Origin of the sequence: Denitratimonas organivorans (assembly GCF_037478135.1) — a bacterium.
Classification (GTDB): Bacteria; Pseudomonadota; Gammaproteobacteria; order Xanthomonadales; family Xanthomonadaceae; genus Denitratimonas.
Window position 1 is genome coordinate 115348 of the sequence record NZ_JBBHDV010000008.1, and the last position, 21795, is coordinate 137142.

At 64.8% G+C, this 21795-nt stretch carries 20 protein-coding genes; 3 read left to right on the plus strand and 17 right to left on the minus strand.

The window, feature by feature from the left end:
* Window positions 1-3: 3 nt before the first annotated feature.
* Window positions 4-630: a DUF47 domain-containing protein gene (locus WDB66_RS10020; RefSeq protein WP_339398429.1), complete on the minus strand. Its 627-nt coding sequence runs from the start codon at window positions 628-630 to the stop codon at window positions 4-6.
* Window positions 631-855: 225 nt separating this feature from the next.
* Between WDB66_RS10020 and WDB66_RS10025 the strand changes: the two genes are divergently transcribed.
* Genes WDB66_RS10025 through WDB66_RS10035 form a run of 3 tightly spaced genes read left to right on the plus strand, consistent with a single transcriptional unit; the run spans window position 856 to window position 3142 of the window.
* Complete coding sequence (locus WDB66_RS10025; protein ID WP_339398430.1) at window positions 856-2175, plus strand: hemolysin family protein; 1320 nt, start codon at window positions 856-858, stop codon at window positions 2173-2175.
* A gap of 45 nt (window positions 2176-2220) precedes the next feature.
* Entirely contained in the window at window positions 2221-2862 is a 642-nt protein-coding gene (locus WDB66_RS10030; RefSeq protein ID WP_339398431.1) for an exopolysaccharide biosynthesis protein, read from the plus strand.
* A gap of 7 nt (window positions 2863-2869) precedes the next feature.
* Window positions 2870-3142, plus strand: a complete 273-nt coding sequence (locus WDB66_RS10035) for a hypothetical protein (protein WP_339398432.1) — start codon at window positions 2870-2872, stop codon at window positions 3140-3142.
* A 33-nt stretch (window positions 3143-3175) separates the two neighbouring features.
* Here the strand turns inward: WDB66_RS10035 and nuoN are convergent, their stop codons facing one another.
* From nuoN to WDB66_RS10115, 16 genes are all read right to left on the minus strand, one after another.
* The gene (nuoN, locus tag WDB66_RS10040) at window positions 3176-4630 is read right to left on the minus strand and encodes an NADH-quinone oxidoreductase subunit NuoN (protein WP_339398452.1); all 1455 of its coding nucleotides are present in this window, start codon (window positions 4628-4630) and stop codon (window positions 3176-3178) included.
* Window positions 4631-4643: 13 nt separating this feature from the next.
* Window positions 4644-6155 (minus strand): NADH-quinone oxidoreductase subunit M, encoded by a 1512-nt coding sequence (locus tag WDB66_RS10045; RefSeq protein ID WP_339398433.1) that lies wholly within the window; start codon window positions 6153-6155, stop codon window positions 4644-4646.
* Between the two features lie 26 nt (window positions 6156-6181).
* Window positions 6182-8248, minus strand: coding sequence for an NADH-quinone oxidoreductase subunit L (nuoL, locus tag WDB66_RS10050; protein WP_489670852.1), 2067 nt, complete (start codon window positions 8246-8248; stop codon window positions 6182-6184).
* Between the two features lie 28 nt (window positions 8249-8276).
* Window positions 8277-8582 carry an NADH-quinone oxidoreductase subunit NuoK gene (gene nuoK, locus WDB66_RS10055; RefSeq protein ID WP_339398436.1) on the minus strand — a complete coding sequence of 102 codons (306 nt, stop codon included), beginning with the start codon at window positions 8580-8582 and terminating at the stop codon, window positions 8277-8279.
* Window positions 8579-9193, minus strand: coding sequence for an NADH-quinone oxidoreductase subunit J (locus tag WDB66_RS10060; protein ID WP_339398437.1), 615 nt, complete (start codon window positions 9191-9193; stop codon window positions 8579-8581). Before WDB66_RS10060 ends, nuoK begins: the two co-directional genes overlap by 4 nt.
* A 10-nt stretch (window positions 9194-9203) precedes the next feature.
* Complete coding sequence (nuoI, locus tag WDB66_RS10065; protein WP_339398438.1) at window positions 9204-9692, minus strand: NADH-quinone oxidoreductase subunit NuoI; 489 nt, start codon at window positions 9690-9692, stop codon at window positions 9204-9206.
* Window positions 9693-9700: 8 nt separating this feature from the next.
* Complete coding sequence (gene nuoH, locus WDB66_RS10070; protein ID WP_489670851.1) at window positions 9701-10780, minus strand: NADH-quinone oxidoreductase subunit NuoH; 1080 nt, start codon at window positions 10778-10780, stop codon at window positions 9701-9703.
* Window positions 10781-10782: 2 nt separating this feature from the next.
* Window positions 10783-13110 (minus strand): NADH-quinone oxidoreductase subunit NuoG, encoded by a 2328-nt coding sequence (nuoG, locus tag WDB66_RS10075; protein WP_339398439.1) that lies wholly within the window; start codon window positions 13108-13110, stop codon window positions 10783-10785.
* A gap of 124 nt (window positions 13111-13234) precedes the next feature.
* Window positions 13235-14551 carry an NADH-quinone oxidoreductase subunit NuoF gene (gene nuoF / locus WDB66_RS10080; RefSeq protein WP_339398440.1) on the minus strand — a complete coding sequence of 439 codons (1317 nt, stop codon included), beginning with the start codon at window positions 14549-14551 and terminating at the stop codon, window positions 13235-13237.
* A gap of 80 nt (window positions 14552-14631) precedes the next feature.
* Window positions 14632-15159 carry an NADH-quinone oxidoreductase subunit NuoE gene (gene nuoE / locus WDB66_RS10085; RefSeq protein WP_339398441.1) on the minus strand — a complete coding sequence of 176 codons (528 nt, stop codon included), beginning with the start codon at window positions 15157-15159 and terminating at the stop codon, window positions 14632-14634.
* A gap of 184 nt (window positions 15160-15343) precedes the next feature.
* Window positions 15344-16597, minus strand: a complete 1254-nt coding sequence (locus WDB66_RS10090) for an NADH-quinone oxidoreductase subunit D (protein WP_339398442.1) — start codon at window positions 16595-16597, stop codon at window positions 15344-15346.
* Between the two features lie 3 nt (window positions 16598-16600).
* Window positions 16601-17344 carry an NADH-quinone oxidoreductase subunit C gene (locus WDB66_RS10095; RefSeq protein WP_339398443.1) on the minus strand — a complete coding sequence of 248 codons (744 nt, stop codon included), beginning with the start codon at window positions 17342-17344 and terminating at the stop codon, window positions 16601-16603.
* Window positions 17345-17384: 40 nt separating this feature from the next.
* On the minus strand, window positions 17385-17927 hold the full coding sequence (locus tag WDB66_RS10100; protein WP_339398444.1) for a NuoB/complex I 20 kDa subunit family protein: 543 nt from the start codon (window positions 17925-17927) through the stop codon (window positions 17385-17387).
* Window positions 17928-17931: 4 nt separating this feature from the next.
* Entirely contained in the window at window positions 17932-18288 is a 357-nt protein-coding gene (locus WDB66_RS10105; protein ID WP_339398454.1) for an NADH-quinone oxidoreductase subunit A, read from the minus strand.
* Window positions 18289-18616: 328 nt separating this feature from the next.
* Complete coding sequence (locus WDB66_RS10110; protein ID WP_339398446.1) at window positions 18617-19501, minus strand: M48 family metallopeptidase; 885 nt, start codon at window positions 19499-19501, stop codon at window positions 18617-18619.
* Between the two features lie 101 nt (window positions 19502-19602).
* Window positions 19603-21582 (minus strand): SUMF1/EgtB/PvdO family nonheme iron enzyme, encoded by a 1980-nt coding sequence (locus WDB66_RS10115; RefSeq protein ID WP_339398447.1) that lies wholly within the window; start codon window positions 21580-21582, stop codon window positions 19603-19605.
* Window positions 21583-21795: the final 213 nt, after the last annotated feature.

Here is a 21795-nt window from a genome sequence, read left to right on the forward strand (position 1 = left end):
GCCTCAGGAGTTCTTCAGCACGATCTGGTAGCAGACTTCGCCCGCGGTACGGCAGCGGTCGATGGCCTTTTCCAGCAGTTCGAAGAAGTCCTTGATCAGCAGCACTTCCAGACCGTCGTACTGGCCGGAGTACACCTCGCGGTAGGTTTCCAGCATCAGCCGGTCGGCCTCGGCCTCGACATTGCGCAGGCGGTCGTAGAGGCGTTTCATCGGCTCCATCCGCATCTTTGGCAGCAGCCGCACCATTTCCACCACCAACTCAGCGGCCTGCTGCAGCATGGCCGCGCGTGGCCCGAAGTCGATGTTCTCCAGCTTCTCGCTAGCCAGCGCGTAGCGGTCGGCGAACTTTTCGATGGTCTTGGGGATGCGATAGATGGCATTGCCCAGAGCTTCGATGTCCTCGCGCTCCAGCGGCGTGACGAAGGTGTCCACCAGCGCCTGGCTGATCTGCTCGGAGACTTCCTTCTCGCGCTGACGCGCGATCTTGAACTCGGTCAGCGTGGCCTCGGTCCCGTGGTCCTTGACCAGGTGCTGCAGCGCTTCGGCGCTCTGGCTCGCCGCCATCGCGGCGGATTCGAGCAGGGCATAGAAGCGGTCGCCCTTGCCGAAAATGGTTTGCAGGGAAAACATCGGTCGTCGCTCTTGAAGGGGAATACATGCGGCGGCAACCCGATGTTTCGGGAGGCGCCGGGCGCGGTGGCGCCATATGACGCCAAGTTTACCGCGCAAAGACAATTTCGAGACAGTGCCGGGCGCGGTTTCCACGTCGCTTGTGGCATAGTTTGATCGCATTTGCCGCCATCCCGGCACGCCACCATTGCAAGGAACCCCGTGTCGGCCCTGTGCCGGCGACCCATGACACTCGAACTTGTCGTCGTTGCCCTGCTAATCCTGGCCAATGGTTTCTTCGCGCTGTCGGAGATGTCCGTGGTCACCTCGCGCCGCCCGCGACTGCGCCAGATGGCCAGCCGCAGCCGTCGTGCCCGCGCCGCGCTGGAACTGGCCGAACAGCCCGAGCGCTTCCTTTCCACCGTCCAGGTCGGCATCACCCTGGTCGGCATCCTGACCGGCATGTTCGGCGGTGCCGCATTTGGTGCGCGTATCGCGGCCGGCCTTGGCGCGCTGGGCATCGGCCCGGATCTGGCGCATGGCATCGGGCTGGCCGTCAGCGTCAGCCTGATCACCTTTTTCACCATCGTGTTCGGCGAGTTACTGCCCAAGCGCATCGCGCTGCTGGCATCCGAGCGCATCGCCAGCAATGTCGCGCTGCCGATGCAGGCGATGTCGCGCGTGGCTGCACCCTTCGTCTGGTTGCTCTCGCACAGCGTCAGCATCCTGCTGCGTCTGCTGCGGTTGAAAGACACCGCTGCCTCGCAGGTCTCCGAAGAAGAGATCCGCATGCTGCTGGCCGAAGGCCACGAGCAGGGCCTGATCGACGCCGACGAGCGCAACATGATGAACCGGGTCATGCGCCTGGGCGACCGCACCGCCGAAAACCTGATGACGCCCCGCACCCGCATCGCCTGGCTGGATCTGGAAGCCAGCCACGAAGAGAACATCCAGGTGCTGCGTGAGCATCCCTACTCGCGCTATCCGGTCTATCGCGGCTCGGACAGCGATGTGGTCGGCATCATGGAAACCAAATCACTGGTGCGCCTGCTGACTCGCCCGGACGATATCGACAGCCTGCTCGATGATCTGGCCGAACCGCTGTTCGTGACCGAATCCACCCGCGCCCTGACGCTGCTGGAAATCTTCCGCGACGAAAGCGCACACATGGCGCTGGTGGTCGACGAATACGGCGATCTTCAAGGCCTGGTCACGCTCAACGACCTGATCAGCGCGGTGCTGGGCCAGATGCAGCAGCAGGAAATCGATGCCAGCGAGAACGCCGTGGTGGTGCAGCGCAGCGATGGGAGCTATCTGGTCGATGCCAGCCTCTCCAGCGAAGACCTGCGCGAACTGCTGGATCTGGCGAAAATGCCGAACGAGGACGAGCACGACTACAACACCGCCGCCGGCATGGTGGTGGCGCATTTCGGCCGTATTCCGGCGCCGGGCGAGTGGTTCGAACATTCCGGCTGGCGCTTTGAAGTGGTCGATCTGGACGGCGCCCGGATCGACCAGCTGCTGGTGCAACGGCAACCCGATACGCCGGATCTGAACCTGGATTGATGCGGTGAAACCCATGCTGCCCAACCTCCACGGCGTGACGAGGGCGTGAGCCCGGCCTCGCCAACGCTGCCACCGCCCGACGCCGACATGCCGTTGCGCTGCAGCACGATGCTGGCGATGCTGGCGCAATCCGGCAGCGGCGACAGCATCACGCTGGACGAAATCCTGTCGCGCTTCCGCAGCCGCGCCTACGGTGTGCTGCTGATGCTGGTGCTGCTGCCGGCCTTCCTGCCACTGCCCATCGGTGCCGGCGCGGTATCCGGTCCGCTGGTCAGCGTGATCGGCATCCAGATGCTGCTGACCCTGCAAGCGCCGTGGCTGCCACGCAGAGCGCGCCAGCAAAAGATCCTGCGCACCACGCTCGGCCGCTTCGCGCAACGCATGCAACGTTTTCTCGGGCGTCTGGAACGACTCTGCCGGCCACGCATGACCGCGCTGACGCAGCATGTGGCTGCGCACATGTTCTCCGGTCTGCAACTGATCGCGCTGGGCATCCTGCTGTCGCTGCCGATCCCGTTAACCAACTACCCGTTCGCGCTGTTGCTGCTGCTCTACGCGATCGCGCTGATCGAACGTGACGGGGTATTGTTGCTGGTGGCGTGGGTCTTGGGTTGCGGCACGATCGCCGCAAGCGCGGCGCTGTCCAATGAAGTGATCGAGCTGGTCGGGCGGCTGCTGCCCGGTTGAGGCCCGGATGGTTGCTGCATGGCGCTGCCGTGCACCGCAGGTCGGCTCAAGCCGCGAAGCGGTGGAGCCGACAATTCATCCTGACAACCCCGAGCCGCTGTCGGCTCCGCACCTGCGGCGCTTGAGCCGACCTACTCTGAGAGCACCCATCACGCCCAAGGCCGCGCCGCAGGTCCTTTCACAGAGCCTGTCCATCCTGATTTTCGACCAGGACATGGATCTCACACGACCGAAAACGCCGAAGGCCGGCGAATGCCGGCCTTCGGATCAGGATGTGTGACAGCAACCGGGTGAAGCCGGGCCGTGAGCCGTATCAGGCGGCGCCAAAGGCGCGCAGGCACATCTCCATCAGCGGGCTCCAGAACAGCCCCAGCACCAGCATCGCCAGCGCATTGGCCGAGAACACCCAACGCAGCTGCACATCGGCCTGCGGCTCGATCCGCACATCATCGGACGGCGGGTCGAAGAACATCACCTTGACCACGCGCAGGTAGTAGAACGCGCCGATCACCGCGAACACCAGCGCCAGGATCGCCAACCACAGCAGGCCGGCATCGATTGCGGCGCTGATCACCGCCAGCTTGGCCCAGAAGCCGAACAGCGGCGGCACGCCGGCGAGCGAGAACATCAGCAGCAGGATCATCAGCGCGAACCACGGATGGGTACGGAACAGACCCCGATAATCCGAGATTTCCTCGGCTTCGAAGCCCTGCCGTGCCAGCAGGATGATCGCGGCGAACGAGCCGGTCGCCATCAGCGCGTAGCAGATCGCATACAGCGCGGCGGCGGCATAGCCTTCCGGCGTGCCGTTGGCCAGACCCAGGAACAGGAAGCCGACATGCGACACCGTGGAGTAGGCCAGCATGCGCTTCAGGTTGGTCTGCATGATCGCGATCAGGTTGCCGAGCACCAGCGATAGTGCCGCCAGCCAGGCCAGCGTCACCTGCCAGTTCATGTCGATGCCGCCGACGGCGTTGTCGAACAGGCGGTAGGCCAGGCCCAGCGCGGCCAGCTTCGGGGCCGAGCCGATGAACAGCGTCATCGCGGTCGGGGCGCCCTGGTAAACATCCGGCAGCCACATGTGGAACGGCGCAGCACCGAACTTGAAGCCAATGCCGACCACCACGAACACTACGCCGAACAGCAGCAAGGTCCGATCCTCGCCCTGCAGCGCGGATGCAGCTTCGTACAGGCGTGCGATATCGACCGTGCCGGTGGCGCCGTACAGCATCGAAAGGCCGTACAGCAGCATGCCCGAGGCCAGCGCACCGAGCACGAAATACTTGACTGCGGCCTCAGTGGCGCGGCGGTTGTCGCGATCCAGCGCGACCAGCGCATAGGACGACAGCGCCAGCAGTTCCAGCCCCAGATACGCCACGATCAGGGTACCGGCCGACATCATCAGCATCATGCCCAGCAAGGCAAACAGCACCAGCAGATAGAACTCGCCCTTGAACAGGCCGCGATCCTTCAGATACGGGCGCGCATAGACAAAGGTCAACGCCGTGGCCAGATAGGCGAAAAGCTTCAGCAGGTCACCGGCGCCATCGCGCTGGAAGCTGCCGGAGAGCACGCGCACGGGCAGGTCCACACCGGGCACGCCGCGCAGCGTCAGGATCGCGGTCACGGCCAGGATTGCCAGCGCCAGGAAATGCACCAGACCGCGACGCGACGGACTGATGAACAGGTCCGTCAGCAGCAGCGCACAGGTGGCGCTGAGCAGGAAGATTTCCGGAAGCAGCGGCAGGAAGTCGGCGGAAGTAATCATCATCAACCTTTCCTTACAGCTTCGAGGTGGCGATCTGCACCGCCAGTTGTGCGATGGAGGACTGCATCAGATCGGTCAGTGGCTTGGGATACACACCCAGCAGCAGCACCGCCGCGGCGAACGCGCCCAGCACGAAACCTTCGCGCCGGTTGATGTCGGTCAGCGCGGCCACGTTCGGATTGGCCACCGGCCCGAACATCACCCGCTTCACCAGCCACAGCGAATAGCCGGCGCCGATGATCAGCGTGCTGGCCGCCGCCACCGCGATCCAGACGTTGTTCTGGAAGGCCGAGACGATGACCATGAATTCACCGACAAAACCGGAAGTGCCCGGCAGGCCGGAGTTGGCCATCGCGAAGAAGATCATGAAGAAACCGAACCACGGCATCATCGTCATCGCGCCGCCGTAGTCCTTGATCATGCGTGTGTGCATGCGGTCGTACAGCACCCCGACGCAGGAGAACATCGCACCGGAAATGAAACCGTGGCTGATCATCTGCACCATCGCGCCCTGCAGGCCGAGCTGCGCGGCAGCGCCGTTGTCGGCCTCGCGCACCAGCGCCAGCGCCACGAAGGTACCGAGCGTGACGAAGCCCATGTGCGCGATCGACGAATACGCCACCAGCTTCTTCATGTCCTGCTGCACCAGCGCCACCAGACCGACCACGACGATCGCCACCAGTGACAGGCCGATCACCAGCCAGGCCCATTCGGCGCTGGCATCGGGCAGGATCGGAAGCGAGAAGCGCAGGAAGCCATAACCGCCGATCTTCAGCATGATCGCCGCCAGGATCACCGAGCCGCCGGTCGGCGCCTCGACGTGCGCATCCGGCAACCAGGTGTGTACCGGGAACATCGGCACCTTGACCGCGAATGCGATCAGGAACGCGAAGAACAGCCACATCTGCTCGGTGCCGCCCAACGGCAGCGCGTACAGGTCGGCGAACTGGAAGCTGCCGCCCTTGATGTACAGGTAGATCAGGCCGATCAGCAGGAAGATCGAACCCAGGAAGGTGTACAGGAAGAACTTGAGTGCCGCATAGACGCGGCGCGGGCCGCCCCAGACACCGATGATGATGAACATCGGAATCAGCATGCCTTCGAAGAACACGTAGAACAGGATCGTGTCCAGCGCCGCGAACACGCCGATCATCAGGCCTTCAAGAATAAGGAACGCCGCCAGGTACTGCGGGAAGCGATCCGGCACCGCGCGCCAGGCGCCGATGATCACCAGGATCGTGGTGAACGCGGTCAACAGGATCAGCGCGACCGAAATACCGTCCACACCCAGGTGATAGCGGATGCCGAAAGCTGGAATCCAGGCCAGATCCTGCACGAACTGCATCGCCGGCGAGGCCATGTCGAACGCGGTATAGAGCGGCATGCCGATCAGCAAAGTAGCCACCGCCACGGCCAGCGCGAACCAGCGCGCCGCCTCCGGCTTGCGGGACAACAGCAGCGTGGCTGCGCCACCGAAAATCGGCAGCCAGATCAACACGCTCAGAAGATAACCTTGGGGCAACATGGTGCGTTATGTCCTTGGAGTTCTTGTCAGCGCAGCGCCAGCAGCAGCGCGCCCAGCAGCAGGATCAGTCCGACGATCATCACGAACGCGTAGTGGTAGACGCGCCCGGTCTGCGCGGTCCGCGCGATGCCGGCGACGCGATCCACCAGCGCCGCCGAACCGTTGACGATAACCCCGTCGATCAGGCCGGCATCGATGCGCTTCCACAGCGCCCGGCCCAGCGCCACGCTGCCGCCGGCAAAGCCCTTGATCCACAGATCATCGAAACCGTACTTGTTCTCCAGCACCCGCACCGGCAGCGCCAGCGTCTGGCGCGCCTTGTCCGCCAGACCGGGGTTGAACAGATAGATGTATGTGGCCAGCGCGAAGCCGGCGAACGCCAGCCAGAACACCGGCGAGGCCCAGAAGTGCAGGCCGAAACCGATCGCGGCCGACACCCAGCCGTTTTCGTCGTGCCAGACCGCACTGGCAACAGCGGCCAGCGTGTCATGCGCCGGCAACACCGAGATCGCACCGGCGAAGAAATCGCCGAACAGCATCGGGCCGACGGTGAAGAAACCGATCAGGATCGACGGAATCGCCAGCAGCACCAGCGGCAGCGTCACCACCCACGGCGACTCGTGCGGCTCGTGCACCTGGCCATGATGCTCATCGTGCACCTCGTGTCCGGCCGGCGCCTCGACCGCATGGCGGAAGCGTTCTTCACCGTAGAAGGTCAGGTACAGCAGGCGGAAGCTGTAGAAACTGGTGACGAACACGCCCAGCAGCACCGCCCAGTAGCCATAGGTCTGGACCCAGCCACCCTGCCCGGCCGCGACCTGCGCCGCCAGGATGATCGAGTCCTTGGAGAAGTAGCCGGAGAAGAACGGCGTACCGACCAGCGCCAGCGTACCGATGACCATGGTGATGAAGGTGATCGGCATGTACTTGCGCAGGCCACCCATGCGGCGCATGTCCTGCTCGTGGTGCATCGCAATGATGACCGAGCCAGCCCCCAGGAACAGCAGCGCCTTGAAGAAGGCATGCGTCATCAGATGGAACACCGCCGCCGAATACGCCGACACGCCCAGCGCCACGGTCATGTAGCCCAGCTGGCTCAGCGTGGAATAGGCCACAACGCGCTTGATGTCGTTCTGCACGATGCCAATCAGGCCGGTGAACAGCGCCGTGGTGGCACCGATGAACAGCACGAAGGCCAGTGCGGTTTCCGACAGCTCGTAGATCGGCGACATGCGCGCGACCATGAAGATGCCGGCGGTCACCATCGTGGCGGCGTGGATCAGCGCCGAAATGGGGGTCGGGCCTTCCATCGAATCGGGTAGCCACACATGCAGCGGCACCTGCGCCGACTTGCCCATCGCACCGATGAACAGGCAGATCGCGATGAAGGTGGCGATCGACCACTGCGTATCACCCCACGGCGTGAAGCTGCGGCCCTCGATCGTGCCTACGCTGGTGAACACCTGCGCGTAGTCCAGCGTGCCGAACCAGAACACCACCGCCGCGATGCCGACTAGGAAACCGAAATCGCCAACCCGGTTCACGACGAAAGCCTTCATGTTGGCGAACACCGCGCTCGGCTTCTTGAACCAGAAACCGATCAGCAGGTACGACACCAGGCCCACCGCTTCCCAGCCGAAGAACAGCTGCAGGAAGTTGTTGCTCATCACCAGCATCAGCATCGAGAAGGTGAACAGCGAGATGTAGCTGAAGAAGCGGGTGTAGCCCGGGTCTTCCTTCATGTAGCCGATGGTGTAGACGTGCACCAGCAGCGACACGAAGGTCACCACCACCATCATCATCGCGCTCAGCTTGTCGACCATGAAGCCGACATGGGCCGAATAGCCGGCCACGTCGAACAGGGTGTAGACATTGGCGTTGTACGGCGCGGCACCGCCGGCGACCAGTGCATGCAGCACCTTGATCGACAACGCGCAGGACAGCGCCACGCCCAGGATCGTGATCCAGTGCGAAGCCTGGCGGCCGAGCCGGCCACCGAAGAAACCGGTGACGATGGCGCCCACCAGAGGTGCCAGCGCGATGGTCAGGAGGGTGTTCTGGGTAATCACGGATTGGTTCCCCTCGCCGCACAGCGGGAATCGGTGCAACAGCTCATTCTGGTCAGCCCTTCATCGAATCGATCTGATCCACGCCGATACTGCCGCGGTTGCGGAACAGCACCACCAGGATCGCCAGGCCGATGGCGGTTTCCGCAGCGGCCACGGTGAGGATGAAGAACACGAAGACCTGCCCATCCACGTTGCCGAGGAAGCGCGAGAACGCCACGAAATTGACGTTCACCGCCAGCAGCATCAGCTCGATGCACAGCAGCAGCACGATGACGTTCTTGCGGTTGATGAAGATGCCCGCGACGCTGATCGAGAACAGCACCGCGCCGAGCGCCAGGTAATGACCGAGCGAAATCATGGGGTGCGCTCCTTCACAACGGGATCCATCTTGACCATGCGCAGGCGGTCGGCCTTGCGCACCTGCACCTGGTGGCCAACGTTCTGGTGCTTGGTACCGGCGCGGCGGCGCAGGGTCAGCGCAATCGCGGCGATGATCGCCACGGTCAGCAGCACCGCGGCCACCTCGAACGGCAGCAGGTGATCGGTGAACATCGAACGGCCGATCCATTCCAGATTCGGCATGCCGGCCGCCAGCGCTGGATCGGGCGAATCCACCAGTTGCCCAAAACGCTTGACGCCGATCAGCGCGATCATTTCCAGCGCCATGATCACCGCCACCACGATCGCCACCGGCAGATTGCGGGCGAAACCCTCGCGCAACGGATCGACGTTGACGTCGAGCATCATCACCACGAACAGGAACAGCACCATCACCGCTCCCACGTACACCAGCACCAGTGCGATCGCGAGAAACTCGGCATCCAGCAGCAGCCACAGGCAGGCGGTGGAGAAGAAGGTCAGCACCAGACTCAACACCGCATAAACCGGGTTGCGCACGCTGATCACCGCCAATGCAGCCAGCGCGGTGATGATGGAAAAGGCATAGAAGGCAGCCAGTTGAACGGTCATGTCTTGGTCCTCACCGGTAAGCCGCATCCAGCGCCTTGCGCTGGGCGATTTCAGGTTCCAGCCGGTCGCCGATGGCGAGCAACTGAGACTTGGTGACGACGTTCTCGCCGCGCTGCTCGAAGTGGTACTCGTGGATATGGGTTTCCACGATCGAATCCACCGGACAGCTCTCTTCGCAGAAACCGCAGAAGATGCACTTGAACAGGTCGATGTCGTAGCGCGTGGTGCGGCGCGTGCCGTCCTCGCGCGGGGCCGAATCGATGGTGATCGCCAGCGCCGGGCACACCGCCTCGCACAGCTTGCACGCGATGCAGCGCTCTTCGCCGTTCGGATAGCGGCGCAGCGCATGCAGACCGCGGAAGCGCGGCGACTGCGGGATTTTCTCGGCCGGATAGTTCATCGTGTACTTGGGCCGGAAGAAATACTTGGTCGTCAGCCACAAGCCCTGGAACAGCTCGATCAGCAGCAGACTCTTGAGATAGAAAACGATGCGGTTCATGAGATGCCTCAGACTCCAGCCTTGACCCAGCCCAGATGGACCATCCACGCGGCCACGAGAATCCAGACGATCGTGATGGGGATGAAGATCTTCCAGCCCAGACGCATGATCTGGTCGTAGCGGTAGCGCGGGAACGTGGCGCGGAACCAGACGAAGCAGAATGCGAAGAACAGCGCCTTCAGCAGCAGCCACCAGATACCCGGCTCACCCAGCACGCCCCACGAGACCGGGAACGGTGACAGCCAGCCACCCATGAACAGGATCGCGGTCAGGAAGCTGATCAGGATCATGTTGGCGTATTCGGCCAGGAAGAAGATCGCGAACGCCGAACCGGAATATTCCACGTGGAAGCCGGCGACGATCTCCGACTCGCCTTCGGCCACGTCGAACGGCGCGCGGTTGGTTTCCGCCACACCGGAAATCACGTAGATCAGGAACAGCGGCAGCAGCGGCAGCCAGAACCAGTCGAACAGGCCGGCACTGCCCTGCTGGGCGCGCACGATCTCGGTGATGTTCATGCTGCCGGCGCAGACCAGCACGCCGACCAGGGCAAAGCCCATCGCGATCTCGTAGCTGACCACCTGCGCGGCCGAGCGCATCGCGCCGAGGAAGGCGTACTTCGAGTTCGAGGCCCAGCCGGCGATGATCACGCCGTACACGCCCATCGAGGTCATCGCCAGCAGGTACAACAGGCCGGCATTGGCGTTGGACAGCGCCATCGCATCCTCGAACGGCACCACGGCCCAGGCCGCGAAGGCCGGCGCCAGCGTCAGGATCGGTGCCAGCCGGTACAGGAAAGTGTTGGCATTGGTCGGCGTGACCACTTCCTTGAACAGCAACTTGAACACGTCGGCGAACGGCTGGATCACGCCGATGCCGAAGATGCCGCCGATATTCGTCGGCCCGTGGCGCACATGCATCCAGCCGATGATCTTGCGCTCGAACAGGGTGTAGAACGCCACGCAGATGATCAGCGGCACGGCCACCGCAAGGATCTTGATCAGTGTCCACAACAGCAGGCCGATGGTGCCGAAGTTCAGGAAGAACTCGCGCAGCAGGCCGATGGGTTGGCTCAGAAGTTCGAACACGCTCAGGCCCTCGTCACCGTCAGCGATGCGCCGCTACCCGCAATCGGGGCGGTGGCGGCGTAGCCTTTTTCGATCCATGCCGCGCCGCGCGGAACGCGGACGCTGGTCTCCAGCGGCAGGCCGGCCTTGCCGCGCCCGTCATCCACCCGTGCGATGGCGCCATCTTCCAGACCCAGCGCCTGTGCATCCTCCGGATTCAGCACGATGCGCGCACCGCGGCTCAGTGGATGCGCCTGCAGCGGCGCCGAGCGGCGCAGCAATGCATCGCTGCCGTAGATCGCGCGGGTGCTGACCGCTTCCAGGCCGGCAGCGGTCTTTTCCGGGCGCTGCACCAGACCCTTGCCGGCGGCCACATCCTGCACCGTCATGCGCTCGCGCCATTGCGCCAGCTCGACGAAATCAAATCCATCCAGCTTCATCTGGCCACCCAGCGCACGCAGCACGCGCCAGCCGGCACGGGCCTGGCCCGGCAGCTTCGCGGCCGCCGCACAGGTTTGCGTGACACCATCGACATTGGTCCAGCTGCCGTCGATTTCCGGCGCCAGACCGATCGGCAGCATCACCTGCGCCAGCTTGCGCGTGGTTTCGTCGGCGAACGCGGTGAACGCCACCACCTTGGCCTGCGACAGGGCGCGCAGCGCGGTGGCGGTATCGGCGAAATCGTGTTCGGGTTCGATCCCGTACAGCACATAGGCATTGCAGGACTGACCGGCCAGCATCGCTGCCGCATCGCGTGCGCCGGGCAGCACGCCAACGCGCGCCAGACCCACGGCGTTGGCGCCGATCGGAAGCTGGTTCAGGGCGGTGCCGGTACGTTCGGTCAACGCCGTGGCCGCGGCGCGCAGCCAGGACGCCTGCGGATGCATGGCCGCCGCTTCGCCCAGGATCACGACACCGCGCGCGGCACCAGCGAGCAGTTCGGCAATGGCCTTGGCATCGGCAGCGGAAATCGGCGTGGATGCCGCTTCCGCCGGCAGGCTGGCGCCGGCCGCCGCCGCCACGCCAAGCAGCGCATCCGGCAGCGCCGACGGCGCCAGGATATGGCGCTGTTCGCAGGCGAAATGGAAATCGAAGTCGAGCGGGTTGATCGCCACCACCTTGGCGCCACTGGTACGCTGCGCCTTGCGGATACGGTGACCCAGCATCGGCGCCTCGTGGCGCGGATTGCAGCCGACCAGCACGATGACATCGGCATTTTCGATATCGGCCAGCGGCATCTGGAACGGCAGCGCGACCGGCGCATCGGCCAGATCGGACTGCGCGATGCGGTGGTCGATGCTGGCACTGCCGGCACCGGCCGCCAATGCCGCCAGCAGCGCGCCCTCCTCGTTCGAGGTGGACGGATGCACCAGCACGCCCAGACCATCGCCGGACTGCGCACCGATCAGCTCGGCGGCGCGCGCCAGGGCCTGTTCCCAGCTGGCTTCCTGCCAGTCGTCGCCATGGCGCACCATCGGCACCTGCAGGCGGTCGGCCGCCGCCAGCCCGGCATGGCTGTAGCGGTCGCGGTCGGACAGCCAGTTCTCGTTGATCGCCTCGTTGTCGCGCGGCACCGTGCGCAGCACTTCACCCCGGCGCAGATGCAGCCAGAGGTTCGAGCCCAGCGCATCGTGCACGCCGATGGATTCACGCGCGATCAGCTCCCACGGGCGGGCTCGGAAACGGAAGGGCTTGTTGGTCAGCGCGCCGACCGGGCACACATCGATGACGTTGCCCGACAGTTCGCTCTCGATCGCACGCCCGATATAGGTGCCGATCTCCATCCGGTCGCCACGGTCCATGCCGCCCAGTTCGTAGGTGCCGGTGATTTCGGTGGTGACGCGCACGCAGCGGGTGCAGTGGATGCAGCGGGTCATGTCGCTGGCCACCAGCGGCCCGAGGTTTTCGTCGGGCACGACGCGCTTGCGTTCGGTGAAGCGGCTGACCGAACGGCCATAGCCCATCGCCAGATCCTGCAATTCGCACTCGCCGCCCTGGTCGCAGACCGGGCAGTCCAGCGGGTGGTTGATCAGCAGGAATTCCATCACGTTTCGCTGCGAATCCAGCGCGCGCTTGGACTGGGTGTAGACCTTCATGCCGTCCATCACCGGGGTGGCGCAGGCCGGTGCCGGTTTCGGCGACTTTTCCACGTCTACCAGGCACATGCGGCAGTTGGCCGCGATCGGCAGCTTCTCGTGGTAGCAGAAGCGCGGGATCGGGATGCCGGCCTTGTCGGCGGCCTGGATGATCATCGAGCCCTTGGGTGCGGTCATCGGCACGCCATCGATCTCGATATTGACGTGTCCTTCCGGCGCCGGCGGCGGCGTGGTCGGCGTGGTTTGAGCGCTCATGCGGCAACTCCTTGCGGAGCAGGGAATGGAGAATGGGGAATGGAGAATGGGGAGAAGCGGGAGACGATCGTTGCCATTCCCGATTCCCGACTCCCGATTCCCGCGGCGCAGTCCGTATGCAGGTTCATGCCGCAACCTCCGAGCCAGCGCGCGCGTCCACCATCGAACGGCCGTGGTTCACGTAGTACTCGAACTCGTGCCAGTAGTGGCGCAGGAAGCCCTGCACCGGCCACGCGGCGGCTTCACCGAAGGCGCAGATGGTGTGGCCTTCGATCTGGCCGGCGATGCTGCGCAGCAGGTTCACGTCATCGAGCGTGGCCTTGCCTTCGACGATGCGGTTCAGCGCGCGGAACATCCAGCCGGTGCCTTCGCGGCACGGGGTGCACTGGCCGCAGGATTCGTAGTAGTAGAAACGGCTGATGCGCTGGCAGGCGCGCACCATGCAGGTGGTTTCGTCCATGACGATGACCGCACCCGAACCCAGGCCGGAACCGGCCTTCTGGATCGAGTCGTAGTCCATCGTGCAGTCCATCATGATCTCGGCCGGCAGCACCGGCATCGACGAGCCGCCGGGGATCACACCCTTCAACTTGTTGCCGTTGCGCACGCCGCCGGCCATTTCCAGCAGCTCGGAGAACGGCGTGCCGAGGCGGACTTCATAGTTGCCCGGCTTGTTGACGTGACCGGACACCGAGAACACCTTGGCGCCGCCATTGTTCGGCTTGCCCAGGCCCATGAACCATTCCGGTCCATTGCGGATGATCGCCGGCACCGAGGCATAGGTTTCGGTGTTGTTGATCGTGGTGGGCTTGCCGTACAGGCCGAAATTGGCCGGGAACGGCGGCTTGTAGCGCGGCTGGCCCTTCTTGCCTTCCAGCGACTCCATCAGTGCGGTTTCTTCGCCGCAGATATAGGCGCCGGCGCCGAGCGCGGCGTGGATCTGCACATTGACGCCGCTGCCCAGCAGGTTCTCGCCCAGCCAGCCGTGTTCACGGGCTTCCTTCAGGGCGTTGTCGAAACGCTCGAACGGCTCGTGGTGGAACTCGCCACGCAGGTAGTTGTAGGCCACATCCGAACCGACCGCGTAGCAGGCGATCGCCATGCCTTCCAGCACCGCATGCGGGTTGTAGCGCAGGATGTCGCGGTCCTTGCAGGTGCCCGGCTCGGATTCGTCGGAGTTGCACAGGATGTACTTCTGGCCCGGCCCCTTGGGCATGAAGCTCCACTTCAGGCCGGTCGGAAAACCCGCGCCGCCACGGCCGCGCAGGCCGGACTGCTTGACCATCTCGATCACCTGTTCCGGCGGGATCTTCTCTTCGAGGATCTTCCGCCAGGCCTGGTAGCCGCCGGTTTTCAGATAGTTTTCGTACGTCCACGGCTGATCGAAGTGCAGCGTGGTGTAGACGACGTTGTGTTCCTGGGGCACAGGTCCGAATGCCATGACCGTTCCGATTTATTCCAGTGCACCGGGCGGGCCCGGCGCGGTTCATCCAAGGTGCGCGGCGAAGGGCCGCGCGCGTGTCATTCCAGTGAATCGAGAATGGCGTCGATTTTTTCCGGCGTCAGCTTTTCGTGGTAATGGCCGTTGACCGTTCCCGCCGGCGCGCCGCAGCAGGCCGCGATGCACTCCTCCTCGCGCTTGAGGTAGATGCGGCCATCCGGCGTGCTTTCGCCCAGCGAAATGCCGAGTTTCTTTTCGCAATAGCGGACGATGTCCTCGGCACCGTTGAGCCAGCACGAGATGTTGGTGCACAGCGCGACGTTGTTGCGGCCGACCGGGCGGGTCTCCAGCATCGAATAGAAGGTGGCGACCTCGTAGGCCCAGATCGGCTCGATGCCGATGTAGCGCGCCACTGCGGCGATCAGTTCATCACTGAGCCAGCCCTGGTTCTGCTCCTGCGCGGCAAAAAGGCCCTGGATCACCGCCGAGCGCGAACGCTCCGGTGGAAACTTGGTTAACCACAGGTCGATGTGATCGCGGGTCTGCTGGCTCAGCACCACCTGCGGATCGACATCCTTGACCGCCTCGAAATTGCCGGTTGCTTTCATGGGGAATCGGGAATGGAGAATGGGGAATGGGGAAAAGCGGGTGCACAGCCGCCGGAAGGGATGCCTCGGGGTGCTCGAAACACCGAACCGCGCGAGGGCCGCACGCGCCTGGACGTGCGAGACACCGGAGCGCACGCAAGCTGCGCTTTCCCGATTCCCCACGCCCGATTCCCGATTGCCGGCTTCACCTGTCCACCTCGCCGAACACCAGGTCGTAGGTGCCGATCATCGCCACCACGTCCGACAGCATGTGCCCGCGCACAACCTCGTCCATCGAGGACAGGTGGGCGAAACCGGGTGCACGCAGCTTGACCCGGAACGGCTTGTTGGCGCCGTCGGACACCAGATAGCAGCCGAACTCGCCCTTCGGCGCTTCCACCGCGGCATAAGTCTCGCCTTCCGGCACGACATAGCCTTCGGTAAACAGCTTGAAGTGGTGGATCAGCGCTTCCATGTCGGTCTTCATTTCCTCGCGGCTTGGCGGTCCGATCTTGAAATCGCGGATCATCACCGGGCCTTCGAGGGTGCGCAGCTTGGCCACGCACTGTTTGATGATGCGCGCCGACTCGCGCATCTCGGCCACCTTGATCAGGTAGCGGTCGTAGCAGTCGCCGGCGGTGCCTACCGGGATGTCGAAGTCCACTTCGGCGTACTTGGCATAAGGCTGCTTCTTGCGCACGTCCCAGGCGATACCGGTGGAGCGCAGCATGTGGCCGGTCATGCCCCAGGCCAGCGCCTGCTCCTGCGACACCACACCGATGCCGACGGTGCGCTGCTTCCAGATGCGGTTTTCGGTCAGCAGGGTTTCGTATTCATCGACGCGCTGCGGGAAGTCGTCGCAGAAGGCGTCGAGGAAATCGAGCATCGAACCTTCACGCCAGGCGTTCAGGCGCTTCAGCTCCTTGCCCTTGTGCCACGGGGTTTCCTTGTATTGCGGCATCTGATCCGGCAGATCGCGGTAAACGCCACCGGGACGGTAGTAGGCCGCATGCATGCGCGCGCCTGAGACCGCCTCGTAGCAGTCCATCAGCTCCTCGCGCTCGCGGAAGGCGTACAGCATCACCGCCATCGCGCCCAGATCCAGGCCGTTGGCACCGACCCACATCAGGTGATTGAGGATACGGGTGATCTCGTCGAACATCGTGCGGATCCACAGCGCACGTTCGGGCACCTGGATGCCGAGCAGGTTTTCGATCGCCATCACATAGGCGTGCTCGTTGCACATCATCGAGACGTAGTCCAGGCGATCCATATAGCCGATCGACTGGTTGAACGGCTTGGATTCGGCCAGCTTTTCGGTGCCGCGATGCAGCAGGCCGACGTGCGGATCGGCACGCTGCACGACCTCGCCTTCCATCTCCAGCACCAGGCGCAGCACACCGTGCGCGGCCGGATGCTGGGGGCCGAAGTTCAGGCTGTAATTGCGGATTTCCTGCATGGTTTATTTCCCCGCCGCCGCGTTGGCGATTTCGGCTTCGGCCTGCTCGCGGCGCGAGTCCTGGCGCAGCACGCGCGGCACCAGCACGCGCGGCTCGATCGTGACCGGCTGGTAGATGACACGTTCCTGTTCGGCGTCGTAACGCACTTCGACATTGCCGATCAGTGGGAAGTCCTTGCGGAACGGATGCCCGACGAAACCGTAGTCGGTCAGGATGCGGCGCAGATCCGGATGTCCTTCATAGACGATGCCGAACAGATCGAAGGCCTCGCGCTCGAACCAGTTGACGCCCGGCCACACATCCACCAGCGAAGGAATCACCGGCAGCGCATCATCACCGGCGTAGGTGCGCAGACGCAGACGCTGGTTGTTGCGGATCGACAAAAGGTGCACGACCGAGGCGAAACGCTTTGCCTGGCGGTCCGGACGCGGGCGCGAATCCCAGTCGAAACGGCCCGGACCCAGGCCTTCGACACCACGCGAATAACCTTCGGAAGTGGCGTCTTCGGTGTCCCATTCGACCTGGCCGTAGCCCAGATAGTCGATACCGCACAGGTCAGTGAGCTGCTCGAAGCCGAATTCCGGCTCGTCGCGCAGGACGCGCGCCACTTCGAGCAGGCGGTCGGGCGCCACCACCAGGGTGACTTCGCCGTGGGCATGGGCGTAGGTGTGCTCGATGCATTCCACGATCCGGTCGCCGAATCGGGCCTGCAGACGCTGCGCTAGGGTGTTTTCTGGCTCGGCCATGGAACCGCTGCCTTCCTTAAAGACGGGTGACGACGGCGCTTCAGCGCGCGATGGTGTTGGTGCGGCGGATCTTCTTCTGCAGTTGCAGGATGCCGTGCGCCAGGGCTTCCGCCGTGGGCGGGCAGCCGGGCACGTAGACGTCCACCGGCACCACCCGGTCGCAGCCGCGCACGACCGAGTACGAATAGTGGTAATAGCCGCCGCCGTTGGCGCACGAGCCCATCGATATCACCCACTTGGGGCCGGACATCTGGTCGTAGATCTTGCGCAGTGCCGGGGCCATCTTGTTGACCAGGGTGCCGGCCACGATCATCACGTCGGACTGGCGCGGGCTGGGGCGGAAGATCACACCCATGCGGTCCAGGTCCATGCGAGCGGCGCCGGCGTGCATCATTTCCACCGCACAGCAGGCCAGACCGAAGGTCACCGGCCACATCGAACCGGTACGCGCCCAGTTCAGCAGCGCATCGACCGAAGTGGTGGCAAAGCCACGCTCCAGCAGCGGGTTCTCGCCCTCCGGCAACAGGATGTCGTCGACGCGGCCAAGGGGTTCGGGATTATGGAAAAACTGCGAAATGCTCATCGTCTCACTCCCAGTCCAGTGCGCCCTTCTTCCACTCGTAGACGAAGCCCACGACGAGGATGCCCAGGAAAATCGTCATCGCCACGATCGCCTGCATGCCCAGATCCTTGAACACCACGGCCCAGGGGAACAGGAAGGCGATTTCCAGATCGAAGACGATGAACAGGATGGCGATCAGGTAGTAGCGCACGTCGAAACGCATGCGCGCATCCTCGAATGCCTCGAAGCCGCATTCGTAGGGGGAGAGTTTCTCTGCACTGGGCTGCCGTGGGCCCAACAGGCTTCCGATGACCAGCAGGGCGATACCAATGCCCGCGGACACGATCAGGAACAAAAGAATCGGCAGATATTCGCCCAGCACGTCATCCTCGACTCGAGCAGCGTTGCAGCAGGTCTGCAACCGTTCATCGCGCCACTGGCGCGTCGGCATGCCGCGATGCGGGCGGTTCGACCAGCCCGATCCGCGCCTTCCAAGAGAAGGGGGCGATCACGCTGGCGTTCCGTGCGGTTGGCGCTCTGGAAAAAGCATCCGCACCCGGCTCGCGGCCGGCGGGCGCGGATGCTGCACTGCAAAATCCGTCCCACCAAGACCCGGGATTGTCGCATGCACCAACTTGAAGCGGCAACACAGGCCCATGGAGGGAGTTCATAGTGCGACCCGGTTCGCAGCCCGGGCGCGGCAATGACAATCAGTTGCCGCAGTACGCCTGGCGGATCTCCAGCGCACGCGGCATCAGCTGTTGCAAGCGGGCGATGCGGGTTTCGCCGCTGGGATGGGTCGACATGAACTCCGGCGGCGCCTGTCCGGCGCTGAGCTGTCCCATCCGTTGCCACAGGCCGATCGCCTCGCGCGGGTCGTAGCAGGCCGCCGCCGCCAGCATCAGCCCGACTTCGTCGGCCTCGCTTTCGTGCTCGCGCGAGAACGGCAGCAGCATGCCGTACTGCGCACCGGCACCCATCACCGCCATCACCGCGCGCTGCTGCTGCGGATCCATGTCGCTGACCGCCATGCCGGTGGCCATCGAACCGATCTGCGCCAGCTTCTGCTGCGCCATGCGCTCGGCACTGTGACGCAGCAGTGCATGTGCGATCTCGTGCCCCATGATCGCCGCCAGCGCATCCAGATTCTGCGCCACCGGAATGATGCCGGTGTAGACCGCGATCTTGCCGCCGGGCAGGCAGAAGGCGTTGGCCTGATCGGACTGGATCACGCTCACATCCCAGTCGAAGGCATTCCACTGGATCGACGGCTTGACCCCGCGCGCGGCGGCCAGATCGGCCTCGACCCGTGGCCCGACTTGAATCAGACGGGCAGCAATGTCGCGGACTTGACCGGGCAACTGGCCCTGCGTCACGACATTGGATTCAGACAGGATCTGGCGGTAGGCCTGCAAGCCCATCGCCGCCTCCTGCTGCGGGTCGGAGCTGATCAACTGGGTGCGCCCGGTAAAGGCCGCATCCTGCTGGTTGGAGAACCAGTAGTAGCCGGCGTACAGCGCGAACAGGATCAGCACCCACCATCGAAAACCACCGCGCCGACGTGGCGTGGCGGGGCCCTGGCGCATCGTGTTCATGGTGTCGCTCCGGCTGTCAGGATCAGAAGGTGCCGATGGTGCCAGAATCGGCGCCCTTGCAGCATCCTGATGTCGGCGACCGCCGGCAATGGCGCGCGCTGCTAGAGCTCGCGTGCGACGCGGAAGCCGACCCGGGCACTGGTGGCCGCTGCCGGCGAAGATGCGCGGAAGGCCGAACGGGTCTGTTCCGGCGAGCTGCCCCAGGAACCACCACGCACCACCCGCCGCGCACAACCGGGATTGACCCAGGCACTGCCGTCACGCGGCGCGCGCGCGTAGCTGTCGTGCCAGCAATCTTCGACCCATTCGGAAACATTGCCGTTCATGTCGCTCAGGCCGAAGCTGTTGCTGCGGTGGCGCGCCACCGGCGCCGGCCCCCAGTAGCCGTCCTCGTAAGCGCTGAAGGCGTTGTTCCAGCGCCGCCCGCCGGGCGAGACATCGCCATCGCCAGTCAGGTTCTCGACCCGTGCAGGAGGAGCGCCGTCACCCCAGGGGAAACGGGTACTGCTGCCGGCGCGCAGGGCGTATTCGAACTGCGCCTCGCTCGGCAGGTGATAGCGTGCGCCGGTCTGGTCCGACAGCCATTGCACATAGGCGCTGGCATCTTCCCAGGACACATGCAACACCGGCTCGTCGGCCGCAGCACGGTTGCCAACGTAATCATGCCGCCAGTCCACCCCGCGCCGTTCGACCATGGCGCCGGTGCGCTCGTCATAGATCACCGAACTGCGCGCACGCTCGGCACTGCTGCGATAGCCGGTGGCCTCGACGAAGGCACGGAATTGCGCCACCGTGGTTTCGGTGCGCGCCAGCGCGAAGCCGCGCTGGAAAGTGACTGCATGCCGCGGCCCTTCGGCCGGCTCGCGACCGTCCTCGCTGCGCGGACTGCCCATCATGAAGCGCCCGACCGGCAACACGATCATGCCCGGCCCCTGGCCGCCGCCTGCCAATACATCGGACAGCAACTGGCCGGCATCGTAGGCACCGTACCGCCGTACCCGCTCGATTTCGGCACGCGCCAACTGGCCATCGCGCTCGTCCAGGGTGGCGGCATCCAGTTGCGGCAGCAGCGCTTCGGCGGCATCGGGCCGCTCGGCCGCCAGTTCCATCGCGATGCGGGCTTTCCAGCGCTGCGCCTCCTGTTCACGCAGTTCGACCACACGGGTGGCGGCATCCAGCACCAGCGCCGAACCCGGCCTCACCCGGCCGGCATCGGCCAGCCGTGCTTCGGCGGTGGCGAAATCGCTGTTTCGGGCGGCCGAAATCGCCGCGCGCAGGAAACTGTCCTCGACCCGCGCCAGGCGATGCCGGGCGGTGACGTTGTCCGGATCGATCCGCAGCACCTGGTGCAGTTTCGCCACTGCGTTTTCCGCTGCCGGCTCCAGCACCTGCCCGGCCTCGATCAGACTCCTGGCCTCGGCCAACACGGCACTGGCCTGTTCGATCCGCGCCAGATGCGCGGCCAGCGCCTGCACCTCGGCGTCCTCTGCGTCCCAGCGTTGCAACAGCGGCAGGTCACGCGGCGAAAGCGCGCCGCCGCCATGCGCCAGTGCCAACCGGTTCCATCCCAGCAAGCGCCTGGCAGCACGGGACGCCAATGGGGCCAATTGCGCAGCGATGTCTTCCGCTGTGCCCTCCTCGCCCTGCGCTGTGGCCGCAGTGGCCGCTGTGTCAGCTGCGCCGACCGTTTCCGTCACGTCTGCCGCCGCCATGGCCTGCATCGCATCCAGTGCACGACGAAGCGCGCGTCGCGCCGCGCTGGCCGAATCGGTCTCCAGCAAAGCCCGGATCTGATCGATGCGCTCCTCCAATGAGCCGGCCTGGCCATCATCCGCAAACTCTTCCGGCAGCTCATGCCCATCCTGTTCGACACCGGGCGCGGATGCCGCGAGCAGTTCCGTTTGCGGCACGGTTTGCGGCCCATCCGGCGACGATGCGGCGGAGGCGGAGGCGGACACAGGCGCCGGGGGCTGTTCTGCCGCAACGGGCACTTGCTGCGCGCTGGGTGCCTGGCCGGCATCACCACAGGCGGCCAGCAACACCAGCATCAGCCAGGCCGGCCATCGCAATCGGAATGCCATCAATCCCTCGTCATCTGCTTCGAACCCCGTAGCGTGGGGGGGCGGCGGGCGCGCCCCCCCCCCCCGCCCGGGGGGGGGCCCCCCCCCCCCCGCCCCCCCCGCCGGCGACTCAGGTGGGGGGTGGGTTCGGGGGGGGGGACCGCCCCCCACACACAACACCACCCCCGCCCACCACACCTCTAATCACACCCGAACACCGTCAAGCGGGGGCAG

Bases quoted from the DNA above. Each gene is read 5' to 3' on its own strand.
- WDB66_RS10045 (WP_339398433.1), bottom strand. From the start codon at position 6,155: ATGTTGCCCCAAGGTTATCTTCTGAGCGTGTTGATCTGGCTGCCGATT.
- nuoN (WP_339398452.1), bottom strand. From the start codon at position 4,630: ATGATTACTTCCGCCGACTTCCTGCCGCTGCTTCCGGAAATCTTCCTG.
- nuoF (WP_339398440.1), bottom strand. From the start codon at position 14,551: ATGGCATTCGGACCTGTGCCCCAGGAACACAACGTCGTCTACACCACG.
- WDB66_RS10095 (WP_339398443.1), bottom strand. From the start codon at position 17,344: ATGGCCGAGCCAGAAAACACCCTAGCGCAGCGTCTGCAGGCCCGATTC.
- nuoG (WP_339398439.1), bottom strand. From the start codon at position 13,110: ATGAGCGCTCAAACCACGCCGACCACGCCGCCGCCGGCGCCGGAAGGA.
- WDB66_RS10060 (WP_339398437.1), bottom strand. From the start codon at position 9,193: ATGACCGTTCAACTGGCTGCCTTCTATGCCTTTTCCATCATCACCGCG.
- nuoI (WP_339398438.1), bottom strand. From the start codon at position 9,692: ATGAACCGCATCGTTTTCTATCTCAAGAGTCTGCTGCTGATCGAGCTG.
- WDB66_RS10100 (WP_339398444.1), bottom strand. From the start codon at position 17,927: ATGAGCATTTCGCAGTTTTTCCATAATCCCGAACCCCTTGGCCGCGTC.
- WDB66_RS10035 (WP_339398432.1), top strand. From the start codon at position 2,870: ATGGTTGCTGCATGGCGCTGCCGTGCACCGCAGGTCGGCTCAAGCCGC.
- WDB66_RS10115 (WP_339398447.1), bottom strand. From the start codon at position 21,582: ATGGCATTCCGATTGCGATGGCCGGCCTGGCTGATGCTGGTGTTGCTG.
- WDB66_RS10090 (WP_339398442.1), bottom strand. From the start codon at position 16,597: ATGCAGGAAATCCGCAATTACAGCCTGAACTTCGGCCCCCAGCATCCG.
- WDB66_RS10025 (WP_339398430.1), top strand. From the start codon at position 856: ATGACACTCGAACTTGTCGTCGTTGCCCTGCTAATCCTGGCCAATGGT.
- nuoE (WP_339398441.1), bottom strand. From the start codon at position 15,159: ATGAAAGCAACCGGCAATTTCGAGGCGGTCAAGGATGTCGATCCGCAG.
- WDB66_RS10110 (WP_339398446.1), bottom strand. From the start codon at position 19,501: ATGAACACGATGCGCCAGGGCCCCGCCACGCCACGTCGGCGCGGTGGT.
- WDB66_RS10020 (WP_339398429.1), bottom strand. From the start codon at position 630: ATGTTTTCCCTGCAAACCATTTTCGGCAAGGGCGACCGCTTCTATGCC.
- nuoK (WP_339398436.1), bottom strand. From the start codon at position 8,582: ATGATTTCGCTCGGTCATTACCTGGCGCTCGGCGCGGTGCTGTTCTCG.